Source organism: Qipengyuania sp. S6317L1, assembly GCF_023015615.1.
Classification (GTDB): Bacteria; Pseudomonadota; Alphaproteobacteria; order Sphingomonadales; family Sphingomonadaceae; genus Erythrobacter.
This window is the reverse complement of the sequence record NZ_JALKAJ010000004.1, coordinates 334,376-351,402: the sequence shown is the minus strand read 5'-3', so window position 1 is coordinate 351,402 and position 17,027 is coordinate 334,376. Positions and strand designations below refer to the sequence as shown.

Genomic DNA, 17,027 nt, shown 5'->3' with positions numbered 1-17,027 from the left:
TGGATTTCCTTTCGGATCAGTTTCATTTGGCTATTCACATGGCGGCAAGGGGGCTAGGGCGCAAGCATGGAAACGGTTGAGGCACGCGAAGAGAATGTTGCCGGGCAGGGTGTTGAAGAGATCAGCACGCTGCGTTCGGCACTTCTGCTGGCTGCGCTTCTGGCGGGAAATGTCGCGCTCGCGCTTGGCCCGTGGCTGGTGCGCCTTGCTGATACAGGCGCGGTGAGCGCTGCTTTCTGGCGATTGTTTCTGGCGTTGCCGTTCCTAATTCTGTTTGCCCGCGTCGCGGGTCAGCCCTTGCGCGGCCTCCCTCGCAAGACGCTTGCCATCGTTGCTGTCGGCGCATTGGCCTTCGCAAGTGACCTTGCCAGCTGGCACATCGGGATCGAGATGACGCGTCTTGGCAATGCGACCCTGTTCGGCAATGCAGGCTCGATCATCCTACTGTTCTGGGGCTTTATCGCCGCGCGTATGCTGCCACGAGGGTTCGACTGGCTCGCCATTGTCTGCGCGCTTGGCGGGGCGGCAATCTTGCTGGGGCGATCTCTGGAGATTTCAGCCGGAACTTTCGTCGGCGACCTATTCTGCATCACGGCGGGGCTGCTTTATGCGGTCTATCTCCTCACGCTCCAGAACGAGCGAGGGCAATTCGGATCGTGGAGTTTGCTTGTCTGGGTAAGCATCTTTGCTTGTCCCTTTCTGCTGGGCCTCGCGCTTATTCTGGGAGAGCCCGTCTGGCCGACCGATTGGACGCCTGTGATCGTGCTGTTCATCACCAGCCAGCTTATCGGGCAGGGGCTCCTTGTTTATTCGCTTGGCCACTTCCCTCCGCTATTCATCGGTCTTGCCCTGCTCACCCAACCGGCAATCGCGGCGGCGATCGGATATTGGGTCTTTGACGAGGTCCTCAGCGTGCTTGATATTGTGGGGATGCTGCTTCTGGGGTCTGCGCTGGTGGTGTCACGCGTAGCTCAGGCAAGGGCGCGAAGGCGGCGTTAGGCAGGCACTTGTCGCTGCAGCTCGCGGTAACGCTCAGCGGCTTGCCTGAGATCAGCGCCCTTGAGCTCCTCGCGCGCCTGTTCGATCAACATATCGGCCTGGCGTCTCAAGCCCGCTTTTCTTGTGTCGTCGTCTACAGGTTCAGCCGCTTTCACGATCACATCGAGCATGACCATCGTCGCATTTGCGCTTGTCGATACGGCACTGCGCATCGAGCCAAGCCCGCGCTGGAGGTAATGCTCATACGTGTCGGGCAGCGGGATGACCGGGCAATCGTCGGCATCGCGTCCGCACACATCCTTGCGAAGGTCACGGCGGGCAATCTCCGACGTCGCCGCGCCCAGCCAATGGAGCGCGGTGATCGCGGTAAACGGGTCGTTGATCCCCGGAGAAAGCGCGCGAAGACCGATTTCAACCAATTGATCGATCAGATATTGCGGGTCCTGTTCGCGCGTGCGCACCGGGCCGATGGTGAAATGTTCTTTGACGGCGTCTTCCAATTCCTCGGCGCTCGCCCCGTTTACATCCACCAATGGCAGGTCGCGGTGGACGAAATCGCCAGTGCGAACCCTGAGCGAAAGGGTGCAATCATGTTTATCTGCACATTCCTCAAGGTCTTTGAAATCGATCATCTGGACGTAGCCTGCTCGTGACGAAGTGATCGTCTCACCGCCTTCGGAAGGGCGCGCGTCGCGAAATTCGTCCTCGATCGGGTAGGTCTTGCGAAGCGCTGAAAGCAGCTGATTCCCAACCCGTTCGAGAACCATGGAAATGCGGATGGACGATGGCACGTGGTGCAGGAAAAAGACCAGCACGCCGACGCACAGCGCCACCAGAAGATAAGCGACCAAGAGCGACAGCTGCGGGGCAAAACCGGGCAGGGCAGTCGCTGTTGCATCAGTGGTTGAGGCGGCGACCTCGTCTTCGGCGCGCACCGAGCGAAGCACAATCAGGGTGTAGACGAATGTCCCGATGAACATCGCAAGGCTGATCTGATTGCCTTTGTCCTCGAGGAAATTGGTCAGCAGGCGCGGGCCATAGGTGCCGCTGGCATAGGTGACCGCAACCAGCGTGATCGAGAACACTGTCGAGGCAACGCCGATCATGGTTGCGGCCATTACCGAGAGAATATCGGCTGCGCCCTTTGGGCGTACCGGCACCAACCAATCGTAATTGGAGAGAAAATCGGCAAAGCCGTTGCGGTCGAGATAGACGGTGGTGAAGGCGAGGACCGCCGCGAACAGCGCAAAGGTCGCAGGGTAGAACCAATAGTTGGCGTTCAGGCGCGCCCAGAAGAAGCGGATTTCAGCGGTCATGCACCTACAAACTAACGGCGGGCCATTTTGGTTGCGCGGTCACGCAAAAACTTGGCTGCTGGCAGTGCCAGCACGCCTTAGCTTCCCCCAAACTTTACAAACCCCAGATCGCCTTGGCCCACGGTTCCGCTGGCCATTTCGAGCATCTTGTCGAGGCTCTTCTTGGCTTGAACGCGCAGTTCCTCGTCCATCTCGATGCGGGGTTCGAGATCGCGCAGGGCAGTGTACATCTTCTCCATGGTGTTCAGCGCCATGTAGGGGCAGATGTTGCAGTTGCAGTTGCCGTCTGCACCGGGCGCGCCGATGAAGGTTTTTTCAGGCAGAGCCTTTTCCATCTGGTGCATGATGTGCGGCTCGGTCGCGACGATCAGCGTGTCACCTTCGAAGCTTTTTGCAAATTTCAGGATCGAACTGGTCGAACCGACGTGGTCGGCGTGATCGATGATCGCAGGCGGACACTCGGGGTGCGCAGCCACTGGCGCGCCGGGGTGCTGTGCCTTGAGTTTCAGAAGCTCGGTTTCGGAAAACGCCTCATGCACTACACACACGCCCGGCCACAGCAGCATTTCGCGATTGAAATTGCGTGAGAGCCAGCCACCAAGGTGCCGGTCCGGGCCAAAGATGATCGGTTGATCTTCGGGGATCTGCGACAGGATCGTCTCGGCGCTGGAAGAGGTGACGATGATGTCCGAGAGCGCTTTCACTTCCGTAGAGCAATTGATGTAGGTGAGCGCGATGTGATCGGGGTTCGCCTCGCGGAACGCCTTGAACTTCTCCGGCGGGCAGCTGTCTTCCAAGGAGCAGCCTGCGTCCATATCGGGCAGGATTACGGTCTTGTCAGGGGAAAGGATCTTGGCGGTTTCGGCCATGAATTTCACCCCGCAAAACAGGATAACATCCGCATCCGTTTCCGCCGCCTTGCGCGACAATTCGAGGCTGTCGCCCACGAAATCGGCGATATCCTGAATGTCGGGTGTCTGGTAATAGTGCGCGAGGATCACCGCGTTGCGCTCTTCCTTGAGGCGCTTGATTTCTGCGTGAAGTTCGTCCCCGCTCGGCACTTTGCTCTCGAAGCTCATAGATTGATCCCTGCTTACTTTGTTGCGCGTCATATAGGCATCATTGCTTCGCTTTGCGAGGCCTCAGTTTGCGAATGACTCGCGCGCAAACTGTGCTAGCCTTGCCGCCGCACTGGAGGGGAGATGCGCGATGTATGAGCTTGATCTCAAAGAGGCCTTTTGCCCGGCGCAGGCCGATACCGAGTATAAGAAGCGCACGATTGAGGGCGTGCTTCGCGAACAGGCCGAGGCACGACCCGACGCGCTTGCCATGCGCGAGCTTTTGGAAGACGGCTCGGCCGGGCGCGACTGGACCTATGCCGAGCTTCTGGCGGACGCCGAACGGGCGGGGCGCGCGCTCGCTTCGCGTCACCCTAAGGCCACGCGCATTGCGGTGATGGGCGGCAATTGCCCTGAGTGGGTGCTCCTGCAAATGGGCGCGGCGATGGCGGGCCTGGTGGTGGTGACCGTCAACCCCAGCTTTATCGCGCGCGAAGTGCGTTATGTGCTCGATCAATCGGGATCGGGCGCGGTATATTATCAGCCCAATGTGCGAGGGAGTGCATTGCGTCCAATCGTCGATGAAGCCGCCGCCGGCTTAGCTGCCTCAGACTTCGTCATCGACATGACCGACCACGGCGAATTGTTCGCAGGCGAGAAGGACGGGGAGCTACGCGAAACCGGGCCGCACGATATCGTCATGATCCAGTACACGTCGGGCACCACCGGCTTTCCCAAAGGTGTGCTGCTTCACCAGCATGGCCTCGTCCAGTCGAACAAGGACATTCTCGAGCGCTGGGGTATTGGTGTCGGCGACAAGGTGACGTGTCCGTTCCCGCTGTTCCATACTGCGGGAAGCGCGGTTTGCGTGTTGGGTACATTTTCGCGAGGCGGCACGTTGCTACTGGTGTCATTGTTCGATCCGGTCGCAGTCGCCAAGGCGATCGAGCGCGAACAGCCCGAGGTGCTGGGCGGTGTTGCCACCATGCTGTTTGCCATCATGGAAGCGGCCAAGGCGACCGGCACCGACGTATCGTGCGTGCGCACGGTGCTTTCAGGCGGGGCCATGGTGCCTCCGGAACTGAACCGCGCGGCGCAAAAGGTTTTCGGTGTGCCGATTCTTATCGTTTACGGCCAGACGGAGACTTCGCCTGCGATCACTGGCGCGTGGCCAACCGATACGGGCGCGGAACTGTTGGAAACCATCGGTCAGCCGTGCAGCCATATGGAAGTCTCGATCCGAAGGCCTTCCGACAACAGCGTTTGCGCGATCGATGAGCAGGGCGAGATATGTATGCGCGGCTTCAATATGATGGCGGGCTATAACGACAATCCTGCCGCAACCGCCGAGACGATCGACAAGGACGGCTGGCTTCATACGGGCGATCTGGGCAGCATTTCTGCGCGCGGCTATGTCAAGATAACGGGCCGCGTGAAAGAGATGATCATTCGCGGGGGCGAAAACCTCTTCCCCGCCGAAATCGAGGCGGCGATGATTGAACATCCGGCAATTGCAGAGGTCGCGGTGGCGGGTGTTCCGGATCAAAAATGGGGCGAGATTGTCGCATGCTTCATGCGGCTGGCCGAAGGGACGGAGCGGCCATCAGACGATGACCTCAAAACCTTTGTGCGCGAGCGTCTCTCCCCGCAAAAGACACCGGCGCACTGGGTGTGGATGAAAGAGTTTCCGCTGACGGGCTCTGGCAAGATCCGGAAATTTCAGCTTGCCGAAGACTTTGCAAAAGGCGCATTGGCGGGCACTTGATTGCTCTCAAAGGAAGGACAGCAATTGTATATATTGAAAGCTTTGATCATTGGCCTTTTGGGCCTTGCGGTACTGGGCGCTGCGGCGTTCTTTGTGCTGGGGCTGGTGTCGCAAAACGGGGAGGCCCCCGGACTTGTCGATGGTCGCCTTTCGCCATGCCCCGACAGCCCCAATTGCGTAAGCAGCGAGGAGGGCACCGCGCCAGAGAAGGCGGTCGAACCTCTCGCGCCCGAGGCATGGGACAAGCTGCCAGAGGTAATCGCTGCGCAAGGGGGCACAGTCATTGAAACGCGCGATGACTATATCGCAGCGGAGTTCAAATCCGATGTCTTTGGCTTTGTCGATGATGTCGAATTCCGCCGGGGCGAGGGGCAGGTGCACATCCGTTCGGCATCGCGCGTCGGCCATTCCGATGGGGGCGCCAATGCCAAGCGGGTGGCAAGCTTGCGCGAGGCCCTTTGACAACGGGTGCGGTGTTGGGACCGGCTAGACCGCAACTCCGAACAGTGAGCCGATCGCAGCGGTTACTGCCATCGCGAGAATACCCCACCCAACGACCCTGATCACGGCTGGAAAAACCGGCGCGCCGCCCAGTTTCGCACCCGTGGCGCCGAGTATGGCGAGTGCGATCACCGAGACGAGCGCAATCGCGTAAATCGTCCAGCCGGGCGGAGCAATCAGAGAGGCGATAACCGGCAACGCCGCGGCGATAGTGAAGGTGATGCCCGATGCAAAGGCGGCCTGCAGCGGCTTTGCAGCCAGATCATCGGACAGGCCCAGCTCATCGCGCAAATGCGCCTCGAGGGGGTCGTTCTGCATTAATTCGCGCGCGACCAGAGCGGCGGTTTCGTCGCTGAGACCACGCTTTTTGTAAATGGCGGTGAGTTCGGCAAGCTCCTCTTTGGGCATGGTCTTGAGCGCCTGTTTCTCACGCTTGATATCGGCCTGTTCGGAATCGCGCTGTGCCGAGACGGAAATGTATTCGCCCGCCGCCATCGACAATGCGCCTGCCACCAATCCTGCGACACCTGAAATCGCGATCACTGATGGGTCAGGGGTGGCAGCGGCGACCCCGATGATGAGCGATGCGACCGATATGATCCCGTCATTCCCGCCAAGCACGCTTGCGCGCAGCCACCCGCCGCGCCCGACATAATGCGGATCATCGGGATGGGCGCTTGGTGTCATCGGATCACTTCGTGTTCCACACGCCTGCGTCCTGCGATGCGAGCCCGCGCTTTTCAAGGTCGAGCAGATGGGCGGTGACGCTCATCTCGGCAGCGCCAATGAGGCGTTCGTCCAACCCCTTGTACATGTCGGGAATGAACTCTGAGACAGGTCGCGCGCGCTCGCCCATCAGCCGCAGGATCTGGTTTTCGCGCTGGCGGCGGTGGCCGATCATGCCGCGCACCAGTTGTTTGGGTTTCGTGATCGCTGCGCCGTGGGCTGAGTGGTAAACCGTGTCCTCGCGTGCCATCAGCTTTTCAAGGCTCGTCATATAGTCGCCCATATCACCATCAGGCGGGATCACGACACTGGTGGACCATCCCATGACATGATCGCCCGTGAACAAAGCGCCGCTTTCTTCCAATGCGAAACACAGGTGGTTCGAGGTATGTCCCGGCGTCGCCACAGCGGTCAGCGTCCACCCGGTCCCGCGCATTTGTTCGCCATCTTCGAGCACGCGATCGGGCGCGTACGTGCTGTCAAACGCCTCATCGGATCGCGGGCCCTGAACTTGAAGCACGAGCGGCGCGCAGCCGACAACGGGCGCGCCTGTGTCAGCCGCGAGCGGTTTTGCCGCAGGAGAGTGATCGCGGTGTGTGTGGGTGCACATGATCGCCGCGATTTTGCGTGTTCCGACGGCTTCCATAATCGCCTCGATGTGCGCCGCCTCAAAGGGGCCGGGATCAATCACCGCGCAGTCAGGGCCATTCGCCTCTCCCACCACATAGGTTTGCGTACCGGTAAAGGTATAGGGCGAGGGATTGGGGGCAAGCACGCGGGTCACCAGCGGTTCGACCTGATCGGCAAGGCCTGTGGGCCAGGGCTTGGGAGGTATTTTTGCCATATTCCCTACCTATGCAGAAAGGACTGGTGGAAGTCGATTGAGAGTTTATGCTTTCCCTCGTAGCGATGCCCGGGTGCAAAGGCATCGCGGATTTTCCGCTTATTGTGAGGTGAGGGCATGAGCGACTATATTCTGGTCCTCGATGAGGGGACCACTTCGACCAGAGCCATGCTCTTTACAAGCGATGGGCGCCTTGCCGCGAGCGCTCAAAAAGAGCTGACGCAATATTATCCGCAAGATGGCTGGGTCGAGCATGATGCAGCGGAAATCTGGGAAAAGACGCTTGCCTGTGCAAGGGAGGTGGTCCCCGCAGCGGGCGGCGCCGCTCTGATCGCAGGCATAGGCATCACCAACCAGCGCGAAACCGTGGTCGCGTGGGACAAGAATACCGGCGACCCGATTACCCGGGCAATCGTATGGCAGGATCGTCGCACGGCCGATTTTTGCGAGGATATGCGTCGACAAGGCTATGAGCCCGAAGTGCAGGCACGCACCGGGCTTTTGCTCGACCCCTATTTTTCCGGCACCAAAATGCGCTGGATGCTCGACAATGTCCCACAAGTTCGCGACGCCGCAGTTGCTGGCACGCTCGCCTTTGGCACGGTTGAAAGCTGGCTGACATTCAAACTTTCGGGCGGCGCTTCGCATATTTCGGACGCAAGCAATGCGAGCCGCACGCTCCTGATGGGTTTGTCCGATACAAGCTTTAGCGACGAGCTTTGCGATCTTTTCGGTGTTCCGATCTCGGCGCTGCCTCATGTGGTCGATATGTCGGGTGGCCTTGCATTGAGCGATGCCTCCTTGTTTGGCCGCGCCATTCCCATCACCGGGCTTGCCGGGGATCAACAATCGGCCACCATCGGGCAAGCCTGCCTCTCGCCGGGCGAGACCAAGGCTACCTTTGGCACAGGCGCTTTTGTGCTCACCAATCAGGGCACCAAGATCCCGCGCTCGGGCCACCGCCTGCTTGGCACGGTGCTCTCGCAGATTGCGGGCAAGCGCACCTATGCCATCGAAGGGTCGGTGTTCGTTGCGGGAAGCCTTGTGCAATGGCTGCGCGATAGCCTTGGCATCGTCGACGAAGCGAGCGAGACCGAGGGCCTTGCCCGCTCTATTCCCGACAGTGGCGGTGTAACGATCGTCCCTGCCCTCTCCGGGCTGGGTGCGCCCCATTGGCAGCCGCAGGCGCGCGGCGTGATCTCGGGGCTCAGCTTCTCAAGCGGCAAGGCGCACATTGCGCGCGCCGCGCTTGAAACGATGGCGCATCAGACGCACGACCTGGGCACCGCCTTTGCCGCAGATGGGAGACGTTGGGAAACCTTGCGGATTGATGGCGGAATGGCAGCAAACAACTGGATGGCGCAGGATCTGGCGAACATTCTGGACATGCCCGTGGAGCGCCCCGAATTTGTTGAAACCACCGCACTCGGCGCCGCGATGCTGGCGGCGAGCGGGGTGGGGCTTTACGGCGATTTGGAGGGCGCCGCCGAAGCGATGCGCGGCGAATTGACGACATTTGAGCCGCAAATGGATGCCAGCGTTCGTGAAGGCAGGCTGGCCATGTGGCAGCGCGCCGTTTCATTTAGTGTGGGCGAGCCAAGGCCCTGATTTCTTCTCAAGCCCTAGAGGCCATGGGCGTTGAAGCGCCGTTCAAGCCGTGAATGGAACGCGCGCGCTGGCGACTCCATTTCAAAGCCGCTGCGCCATGCTTCATCGAGGCGCGAAATGCGTTCGTGCAACCGCTCGCTCTCGGCGATCAGTTCGCGCGTGGCAGGCTCAAGCGATGCAAGCGCCTTGGGATCGGAAGGGCGGTCGGGGGGAAGGGTGCCGTGCTTGCGCACTTGATCTTCGTTGAGCTCGCCGGAGAAAAAGGCGCGTTGGTTAAGCAGCCAAGCAAGAATGTGCATCATGCGCGTGGTCGTCTTCAAACCTTCGGTCGAAAGCGCAAGACGCACCATCGTATCCGCGCCGATTTCAGGTTCGTGCGCACCGCGTGCAAACACCGCGCGCACGTCATCGGCCAAAACCAGAGCTTCAGTGTAAAGCGCCTCGATAATAGGGCGCGAAAGATTTGTTGATTTTGCCATATGTCCCCAGAGCTACTCGGCTGCGCCCCGGTATTCCAGTAGCGTATGGTTACTATCCTGTTTAGATTTGCGACCTGTCTCTGAGGGGGACGATAAGGTTGCGATGCTTACCGGCCTAAGGGCGATACCTAGGTAAAACTGCGTAATCGAGCCGTATGGGGCTGCTTATTTGATCCAGATTGCGCACCAAATCCGATCAGGCAATAATATCGGGCAGCAGCGCGTCTTCAATGACGGCGATCTGATCTTTGAGTTTGAGCTTGCGTTTCTTGAGGCGCGCGACCTGAAGTTGGTCGCTGACTCCATTTTCGGTCAAGGCTGAAATCGCTACATCGAGATCGCGGTGCTCGGTCTTGAGAAGTTCCAGTCGTTTTTGCAGCTCTTGCTCGTTCATCTTGGTCCACGCCGCAAAGGATTGGTTCTGGCCCGCACCAAAACCCGTGGTTCGGCGCGCAAGGCGTTAATGCCGGTTTGCAATGGCCACCGCAAGCGCCGTGGTGAAGTAAACCCGCGCCTAAGGGGTGAACCGCGGTTGATCGGATGGTCCGAAACGCAGAACCTTTCGAAGCAATCTGATCGCGGCCCGGCTTTGCATGTTGGGGCAAGGTATGATTGTATCTGATCTGCGGCCCGGCCCCCTTTGCCGAGTCGCCATCCGGGGGCGGACCCCCGACAACACATAGGAGACCGAGAATATGGCAACTGCCCACTCTTCTGGCGCACAAACTTCACACCTAAGTGCTCTCCAAACCAAACATGCAGGTCTTGAGGCCCGCTTGCGCGACGAAATGGCGAGGCCAGCCCCCGATGCGGCAGCAGTACAGGCTCTCAAGCGGCAAAAGCTAAAGCTCAAAGAAGAGATACGACGCAGCTAGAGCGCGTGCAGCGGGCCAGCGGCCCGAGCATCCATTACAGCCCTTTTGAAAATGGCGGCGCATGGCGCGGCATTGTGTCCGGCTCAAATTCCATGGCATTTGTCGCATCGACACACGGTCGCGCCTTTGCGTTTGCACCATTGATCGCTAAGGTCTTTTTACGATGACCGCCGTTGATGCAGCCCGCCAGATCCTGACCAGCCTTCACGATGTGATGGCCTCGCGCATGCACGCGCAGGGTAAGCTCGACCAAGTGGTCGATGTGATCGGGGAAAGCCTTTCTTCCGAGGTCTGCTCGATCTATCTCCTGCGCGAAGGAATGCTTGAGCTATTTGCAACGCGCGGTCTTAACAAAAGCGCGGTGCACGTCACCCGTATGGCGGTTGGCGAGGGGTTGACCGGAACGATCGCGGACCGGGTGGAAACACTGAACCTTGCCGAAGCCAAGGCGCATCCCGACTTTCTTTACCGGCCGGAAACGGGCGAGGACAAATTCCACTCCTTTGCGGGTGTTCCCATCGTTTACCGTGAGCGGGCGGTGGGTGTTTTGTGTGTCCAGCATGTCGACCCGCGCCGATATGAAGCCGTTGAAATAGAGGCGCTTCAAACCACGGCAATGGTCTTGTCCGAACTCATCGCCAATGCCGAATTGGTCGATGAGGAAGAGGCACTTGGCCTCACCCCCGAACAATCCGGTCCGCAAACGATTCCCGGCCTGACTCTGGTAAAGGGTCTTGCCAACGGCGTTGCCGCCTATCACCAGCCGCGTGTTGAAATCACGCAGGTTGTGGCCGAAGACACCGAGGCAGAGCGTCACCGCGTTTACAACGCTTTTGACAAGATGCGCGAGCAGATTGACGGGCTTGCAAACAGCGCCGAATTCGGTGTCGGCGGCGAGCATGAAGAGGTCCTCGCGACCTACAAGATGTTCGCATATGACGAGGGTTGGTCGCGGCGCATCAATGAAGCGATCGATTCAGGTCTGACCGCCGAAGCCGCGATTGAGCGCGTGCAGCAGCACACCCGCATGCGCATGCGCGAAATTGACGATCCGCTGCTCGCCGACCGGATGCACGATCTTGAAGATCTGTCGAACCGGCTGCTGCGTATCGTGTCCGGACAATTGGGCACCGCTGCGCAGCAGGGACTTCGCAAGGACACCATTCTGATTGCGCGCAATCTGGGGCCTGCCGAACTTCTCGAATATGATCGCCGGCGGTTGAAAGGTGTCATCCTTGAAGAGGGGTCACTTACCGCTCACGTCGTGATAGTCGCGCGCGCCATGGGCGTGCCGGTGCTTGGCCGGGCGAACAATGGCAATGGCGGTCTTCGCGGGATGGTGCGCGACGGCGATGAAATCCTGCTTGATGCCACCGCCGGGATCGCAACCGTGCGTCCCGCACAGCCCGTGGCCGACGCATTCGCGGCGCGCTTTGCCAAGTCGAAGGAGCGTCAGGCCGCCTATGCGAAACTGCGCGATGTTGAACCTTTCACCAAATGCGGCGCGCGCATTTCGGTTATGATGAATGCCGGGCTTCGCGACGATATTGGCGCACTGTCATTGACCGGCGCGGACGGGGTGGGCCTTTTTCGTACCGAGTTCCAGTTCCTTGTCTCAGCCACTTTGCCCCAGCGCGAGAGACAGCAGAAGCTGTATCGCGATGTCATTGATGCAGCGGGAGACAAACCTGTCATTTTCCGCACGGTCGATATCGGCGGTGACAAGGCGGTGCCTTATCTCGCCTCCGAGATTGCCAGCCAGGATGAAAACCCGGCGATGGGTTGGCGTGCGCTACGTCTGGCACTGGAACGCGACGGCTTGATGAAAGCACAGGCCCGCGCCTTGCTTGACGCGGCGGCGGGGCGTTCGCTTTATGTCATGTTCCCGATGGTATCCGAGGTGTGGGAATTCGACGCTGCAAAGCAGGTGTTCGACGAACAGCTCGCTTTCCTGCGCTCGAAGAAGAAGATGGTCCCCAAGGAAATCCATTTCGGCGCCATGCTTGAAGTGCCTGCGCTTGCCGAAGTGCTCGACCTTCTGCTCCCGCGCCTGTCATTCCTTTCCATCGGAACCAACGATCTCACGCAATTCCTTTTCGCAGCAGACCGGGGCAACCCGGCGCTGGCGCAGCGGTATGACTGGCTTTCCATTCCGATCATGCGCTTTCTTAAACGGGTTGCTGCGCAAGTTGAGGGCAGCGGAGTGTCGCTTGCCGTGTGCGGCGAAATGGGCGGGCGCCGGCTGGAAGCACTGGCGCTCATGGGTATCGGCTATCGCCGCCTGTCGATCACGCCGGCTGCGGTCGGCCCGATCAAGGAATTGGTGCGCAAGGTGAACCTTGAAGAGATCACTGAGGCCATGAGCGGTTGGCTTGCCAAGCCACAGACGGATTTGCGTGAAGAGCTTACCCAATGGGCCACGGCGCGCGATATCGAAATCGACTGACCGGGCAGGCTCGCGCTGGCTATCTTTTGGTTCCGCGCTCGGAGTTCGGCTCTCTTGACCGTTAAACGAGGGCGGTTGGCCTATTCGGATAGGTTTTTTGCACTTGCTCACTTGACTCGCGAATGATCGCAAAGCTGTATGCGTTAATAAAAAGCAACCGTCGCGGTGCAGAAAAGAACGGGTCGATGACAAACGAACAAACACGCCTGCATGAGGTGGACCTTGAAGAGACATATGTGGACGATCTGAACGATACGCCCGATGCCGGAGAAGGTCCTCGAGACGTTGCCGGGCAAGGCACCGATGAGGCCACCGGCCAATCGTCTGGCGCAGGCGACCGTTTGCGTTCTGCGCGCGAAATGCGGCGCATGAACCTTGAGCAGATTGCCGCGGAAACGCGCATCCCGGTGCGCCATCTGGAATCGATCGAACAGGGCGCCTTTGATGCTCTCCCCTCGCGCACTTACGCGATTGGCTTTGCCCGCACATATGCGCGCGTCCTTGGCCTTGATGAAAAATCTATCGCCGATGCGGTGCGCAAGGACCTTGCCGAGGGCGGTATCTATCAACGCGCGACCCCTGGCGGGATGGAGCCTGGCGACGCAGCCAAAGTGCCTTCGCGCGCTCTTGCATGGTTCGGCGCCTTCGCAGCGTTTTTGCTGATTGCAGGCATTATCGCATTTGCCAGCCGCTATTTCGGGGCGGGCGCCGAGTTGCCTTCGCTGATCGCTGATGGTGATGATGCGGTCGAGGCCGTGCCTGCCCAAGCCGCCAATGCACCGGGCGACGGCGCGGCGTCTGGCGAGGTGGCAGCTGCTCCTGCGGTTGCAACCGCAGAGGGGCAGGTGGTGTTTACCGCAACCGGAGAAGGAGCATGGGTGCGCTTCTACGAGGAAGGTGGCGAGCGCCTTTACGAAGGTGTGATGGAAGATGGCGACACGTATGAAGTGCCGCTTGATGCGCAAGACCCGCGTATCAACACCGGACGCCCCAATCTCTTCGACATCACCATCGGAGGCGTTGCCGTGCCACCGATTGCGACCGAGATGGTCCCTGTTGGCGACACGCCCGTCTCCGCTGCAGCCTTGCTTGCTCGCGGAGAGGAACAGGACGCTTCGTCCGACTAGGGCGTGGCCCAAAACCTGCGCAGTTTGACGAGGGGGATGCACATTCCCCCGATTAGTGATGAGCCGGGCTCGACTTGGAGGCGCGGCTTGGGCAGGATTCGGCCCGCATTCATTCTTCGTGTGCCACTTGCGACACAATTGAAGAACCAAGAAAAGACAATTTAGGGAGCGACATGAACGCTATGCATCTGACCCTTCCATTCCTGCCGTTTCGTAAAGTCACCCCTGTTCTGGGTGGCCTGGTCGCTGCCGCTGTGGTGGCGACGACCCCGGTGCCTGCTGTGGCGCAAGACGACGCCGAGGCGCGCCTGCGCCGTGCAGAGGCAGAAATCCGCGCCCTGCAACGCGCGGTTTTCCCTGGCGGTGATGGTCGTTTCTTCGAGCCGTTGATCACCCAACGTGACGGAACGAGCCCTCAGCCGAATGTGAGCCAGCCCTCAACCAGTGCGGTAACCGATATTCTTGCGCGGCTTGATGCAATGGAACTTCAGCTGCAGCGCCTGACCGCCCTGTCCGAAGAGAACCGCTTTGCGCTGACTACGGTTCGCACCCGCCTCGACGCGCTCGAAGCTTCGGGACCCGCTTCGCGCGCACTTCCCACGAGCGAGGGCCCATCGGGCGAGGCGACGCAGAGCAATATCGACGCGATGAGCGGCGGGCAGGCGGGCGGCAACACCAGCGCAGCTGCCCCCGAGCCGCCTGCTGCAAACGGGCCAAGTGCCGAACGGGTGGCGGGCGTCCAAGCGATCACCAAACCGCAAACCGATGATGCGGGTGATGATGAATATTCCTATGGCTTCCGCCTTTGGGACGCGGGATACTTTCCCGAAGCACGCCAGCAGCTAGCCGCGTTTGTCGAACAATATCCCAGCCACCCGCGCATTACCTATGGCCGCAATCTGCTGGGCCGCGCGTTTCTGGACGATGGTCAGCCCGAAGAGGCCGCGCGCTGGTTCCTGCGCAATTATCAGGCCGACCGCACCGCGCGCCGCGCGCCGGATAGCCTGCTCTACCTTGCGCAAAGCATGATCGCGATGGATGACACCCGCCGCGCTTGTATCGCCTTGGCTGAGTTTGGGGAGACTTACCCTGCGGTTGCAACGGGGCGCCTTGCTGACCAATACCAGGCCAATCTGCAAAAAGTCTCGTGCGACGACTAATCGCGGCACAATGGCTTATAGGGGGCGCTGATTGATAGGCCGGTTGATCTGGATGCGGTTGATCGCGAGCTAGCGCAACGTTTCGCGGCTGCGGTGGATGGACTGTGGCCAGCAGAGGACCGCACCGGGCCCTTGGGTCTTGCGGTTTCGGGCGGGCCGGACAGCCTTGCGATGCTCCTGCTTGCCGCCGCCGTCATGCCCGGCGAGATCGCCGTGATGAGTGTCGATCACTCCCTTCGCAAAGAGGCCGCGCAGGAGGTCGCATTGGTCGAAGCTGTGTGCGCGCACCTTGATGTGCCGTTCATGCCCGTCAAGGTGCGTGTGGGGGCGGGCAACCTTCAGGCCAAAGCGCGTGAGGCGCGTTATCGCGCGCTTGGCGAGTGGGCGATGGAGCTAGACTTGGGCGCGGTTGCGACGGCGCACCAGATGGACGATGCCGCAGAAACCTTGATGATGCGGTTGGCGCGGGGGAGCGGACTGGCTGGCCTTGCCGGGGTGCGTGCCTATAGCCATGTGCCCGCTTTTGAAGATGTGCCGCTGATCCGCCCGCTTTTGAGCTTTCGCAAGGCGGAGCTGGAAAGCGTGGTTGCCTCCAGCGGCATTACCCCAGCGCGCGATCCGTCGAACGAAGATGTGAATTTTGACCGGGTGCGGGTGCGCCGGCACCTGGCCGAGCATGACTGGCTCGATGCACAGGCTCTCGCCGCAAGCGCGCAGCATTTGTCCGAATCCTGGCGCGCGCTTGAATGGTATGCGCAACTGGATTGGGAAGAGATGGTGTCGCGCGCCGATACCGACGATGGTGGTTTAGGGGGCGCGCCGCAGTACCGCTATTACTGCAACGTCCCGCGCGCCATTCAGGTGGAGACGGTATGCCGCATCGTGAGCGAACTTGGCGGGCGCGTCACCCGCAGCGAGGCAGGCGTCGCCGCCGACCGTTTATGGCGCGGTGAGAATGCGTCGCTTGGCGGCGTGCTGGCGCGTGCCAGCGTCGAGAAAGTCGCGAAAGTCGGCGTGAATATGCGCGTGTGGCGGTTCTCCCCCGAACCACCACGAAGAACGCACTAAACTCAACTATTGATAAGCTTGTCGCCCACGCCAACCATCTTGCCGCGCGTGACGATCACCTTGTCCCCCCGCTTGGCGATGGCAAAAAGCTTTTCCGCGAACGGGTCGGGCACACCGACACAGCCGTGCGAGGCATAGCCGTTCATCACCGGTGAGCCGTGGATCGCAATCCCGTCCCACGTCATGCGCAGCGTCCAGGGCATCGGCGCGTTGTCATACTTCTCCGACACGTTGTCCTTCTCCTTGGTCAGGATCGGGAACATGCCGACGGGTGTCGGGTGGCTTTTCGTGCCAAGCAGGGCAACCGCGGTGCCGATTTCGTGGCCATCGCGGAACACGCTGATCACGCGCGCGTCGAGATCGACGGTGATCACAAGCTTGCCCTTTTTGGGCGCGCGGCTTTCGTCCCAGAACCATTCGCCGTAACGGATTGTCCCCTCAATCGGCAGGATCGAATTGACCACGAAAGGATCTTCGGGAGCCTGTGCAACTGCCAGTGCGGGCGCGGGCGGCGCAACCACCGGCTCTGGCGCAGCGATTGCAGGTGTGGATGATGCCGGTGTTGCAAGATCCATTGCGCGAGCCGTGATTTCGGCAGGCGCGGACGGCAGTTCGGGCAGATCAGCCACCTCATTCGCGGTTGGGCGCGCAATCTGTCGCGATGCCGCCCCGCGATCGGGGGAGCCGATTGTATCGCCGGGAAGCGCGGGAAGCGCGGGAAGTTCGGTTTCAGGCGCGGTGTAGGGTTCGGGCAGCGAGGGGTCGAACACGAGCGAATCGCCGCCAGTGGTCGGATCAATTGCGCGGATCGCGTCTTCGGCATCACCAGCGATCATCATCGCTGCATCGCCGGCCATCTCCTCCGATGTTTGCCCCACAACCAGGCTTGCCCCGCTCAATAGAGCGGCAAAACCGATCACGCCAACGGTGCGAATTTTTCCAATAGCCATTCTGTTTCGTCCCTAGATAATGCGGGCAATTTACCCCTTTCGGGCCTGAACCGCCAGTGACTTGAGCGCCAGCGTCCCTTGCGGGGACGGTTGGTTGGGGCAAAG

General features: G+C 60.4%; 16 protein-coding genes. 9 read left to right on the top strand and 7 right to left on the bottom strand.

The window, feature by feature from the left end:
- Positions 1-66: 66 nt before the first annotated feature.
- A complete protein-coding gene (locus tag MWU38_RS10865) occupies positions 67-999 on the top strand; it encodes a DMT family transporter (protein WP_247271826.1) in 933 nt (310 codons plus the stop codon).
- On the opposite strand, the gene MWU38_RS10860 is transcribed toward MWU38_RS10865, so the two are convergent.
- Positions 996-2,315 (bottom strand): DUF2254 domain-containing protein, encoded by a 1,320-nt coding sequence (locus tag MWU38_RS10860; RefSeq protein WP_247271825.1) that lies wholly within the window; start codon positions 2,313-2,315, stop codon positions 996-998. The two genes, MWU38_RS10865 and MWU38_RS10860, sit on opposite strands and share 4 nt — an antisense overlap.
- Before the next feature lie 77 nt (positions 2,316-2,392).
- Positions 2,393-3,394, bottom strand: a complete 1,002-nt coding sequence (gene nadA / locus MWU38_RS10855; RefSeq protein WP_247271824.1) for a quinolinate synthase NadA — start codon at positions 3,392-3,394, stop codon at positions 2,393-2,395.
- A 130-nt stretch (positions 3,395-3,524) separates the two neighbouring features.
- Between nadA and MWU38_RS10850 the strand changes: the two genes are divergently transcribed.
- Both MWU38_RS10850 and MWU38_RS10845 read left to right on the top strand, forming a co-directional pair.
- Positions 3,525-5,138 (top strand): AMP-binding protein, encoded by a 1,614-nt coding sequence (locus tag MWU38_RS10850; RefSeq protein ID WP_247271823.1) that lies wholly within the window; start codon positions 3,525-3,527, stop codon positions 5,136-5,138.
- A 33-nt stretch (positions 5,139-5,171) separates the two neighbouring features.
- The gene (locus MWU38_RS10845) at positions 5,172-5,600 is read left to right on the top strand and encodes a DUF1499 domain-containing protein (RefSeq protein WP_247271822.1); all 429 of its coding nucleotides are present in this window, start codon (positions 5,172-5,174) and stop codon (positions 5,598-5,600) included.
- Between the two features lie 24 nt (positions 5,601-5,624).
- Here MWU38_RS10845 and MWU38_RS10840 read toward each other — a convergent pair whose 3' ends face one another.
- Both MWU38_RS10840 and MWU38_RS10835 read right to left on the bottom strand, forming a co-directional pair.
- Positions 5,625-6,326, bottom strand: coding sequence for a VIT family protein (locus MWU38_RS10840; RefSeq protein ID WP_247271821.1), 702 nt, complete (start codon positions 6,324-6,326; stop codon positions 5,625-5,627).
- Positions 6,327-6,330: 4 nt separating this feature from the next.
- Positions 6,331-7,209 (bottom strand): MBL fold metallo-hydrolase, encoded by an 879-nt coding sequence (locus MWU38_RS10835; protein ID WP_247271820.1) that lies wholly within the window; start codon positions 7,207-7,209, stop codon positions 6,331-6,333.
- A 117-nt stretch (positions 7,210-7,326) separates the two neighbouring features.
- On the opposite strand from MWU38_RS10835, the gene glpK reads away from it, so the two are divergent.
- Positions 7,327-8,817 carry a glycerol kinase GlpK gene (glpK, locus tag MWU38_RS10830; RefSeq protein WP_247271819.1) on the top strand — a complete coding sequence of 497 codons (1,491 nt, stop codon included), beginning with the start codon at positions 7,327-7,329 and terminating at the stop codon, positions 8,815-8,817.
- Positions 8,818-8,831: 14 nt separating this feature from the next.
- Here glpK and MWU38_RS10825 read toward each other — a convergent pair whose 3' ends face one another.
- Both MWU38_RS10825 and MWU38_RS10820 read right to left on the bottom strand, forming a co-directional pair.
- Positions 8,832-9,296 carry a DUF1465 family protein gene (locus tag MWU38_RS10825; RefSeq protein WP_247271818.1) on the bottom strand — a complete coding sequence of 155 codons (465 nt, stop codon included), beginning with the start codon at positions 9,294-9,296 and terminating at the stop codon, positions 8,832-8,834.
- A gap of 196 nt (positions 9,297-9,492) precedes the next feature.
- The gene (locus tag MWU38_RS10820; RefSeq protein WP_247271817.1) at positions 9,493-9,690 is read right to left on the bottom strand and encodes a DUF465 domain-containing protein; all 198 of its coding nucleotides are present in this window, start codon (positions 9,688-9,690) and stop codon (positions 9,493-9,495) included.
- 301 nt (positions 9,691-9,991) lie between these two features.
- On the opposite strand from MWU38_RS10820, the gene MWU38_RS10815 reads away from it, so the two are divergent.
- The 5 genes from MWU38_RS10815 (at position 9,992) to tilS (ending at position 15,972) form a co-directional block, all read left to right on the top strand.
- Positions 9,992-10,171 (top strand): DUF465 domain-containing protein, encoded by a 180-nt coding sequence (locus tag MWU38_RS10815; RefSeq protein ID WP_247271816.1) that lies wholly within the window; start codon positions 9,992-9,994, stop codon positions 10,169-10,171.
- Positions 10,172-10,334: 163 nt separating this feature from the next.
- Positions 10,335-12,617, top strand: a complete 2,283-nt coding sequence (gene ptsP, locus MWU38_RS10810) for a phosphoenolpyruvate--protein phosphotransferase (RefSeq protein ID WP_247271815.1) — start codon at positions 10,335-10,337, stop codon at positions 12,615-12,617.
- Positions 12,618-12,802: 185 nt separating this feature from the next.
- Positions 12,803-13,744 carry a helix-turn-helix domain-containing protein gene (locus MWU38_RS10805; RefSeq protein ID WP_247271814.1) on the top strand — a complete coding sequence of 314 codons (942 nt, stop codon included), beginning with the start codon at positions 12,803-12,805 and terminating at the stop codon, positions 13,742-13,744.
- A 173-nt stretch (positions 13,745-13,917) separates the two neighbouring features.
- Positions 13,918-14,904, top strand: a complete 987-nt coding sequence (locus MWU38_RS10800) for a tetratricopeptide repeat protein (RefSeq protein ID WP_348646883.1) — start codon at positions 13,918-13,920, stop codon at positions 14,902-14,904.
- Positions 14,905-14,997: 93 nt separating this feature from the next.
- The gene (gene tilS / locus MWU38_RS10795) at positions 14,998-15,972 is read left to right on the top strand and encodes a tRNA lysidine(34) synthetase TilS (protein WP_247271813.1); all 975 of its coding nucleotides are present in this window, start codon (positions 14,998-15,000) and stop codon (positions 15,970-15,972) included.
- A gap of 2 nt (positions 15,973-15,974) precedes the next feature.
- Here the strand turns inward: tilS and MWU38_RS10790 are convergent, their stop codons facing one another.
- A complete protein-coding gene (locus tag MWU38_RS10790; protein WP_247271812.1) occupies positions 15,975-16,922 on the bottom strand; it encodes a L,D-transpeptidase family protein in 948 nt (315 codons plus the stop codon).
- Between the last annotated feature and the right edge of the window lie 105 nt (positions 16,923-17,027).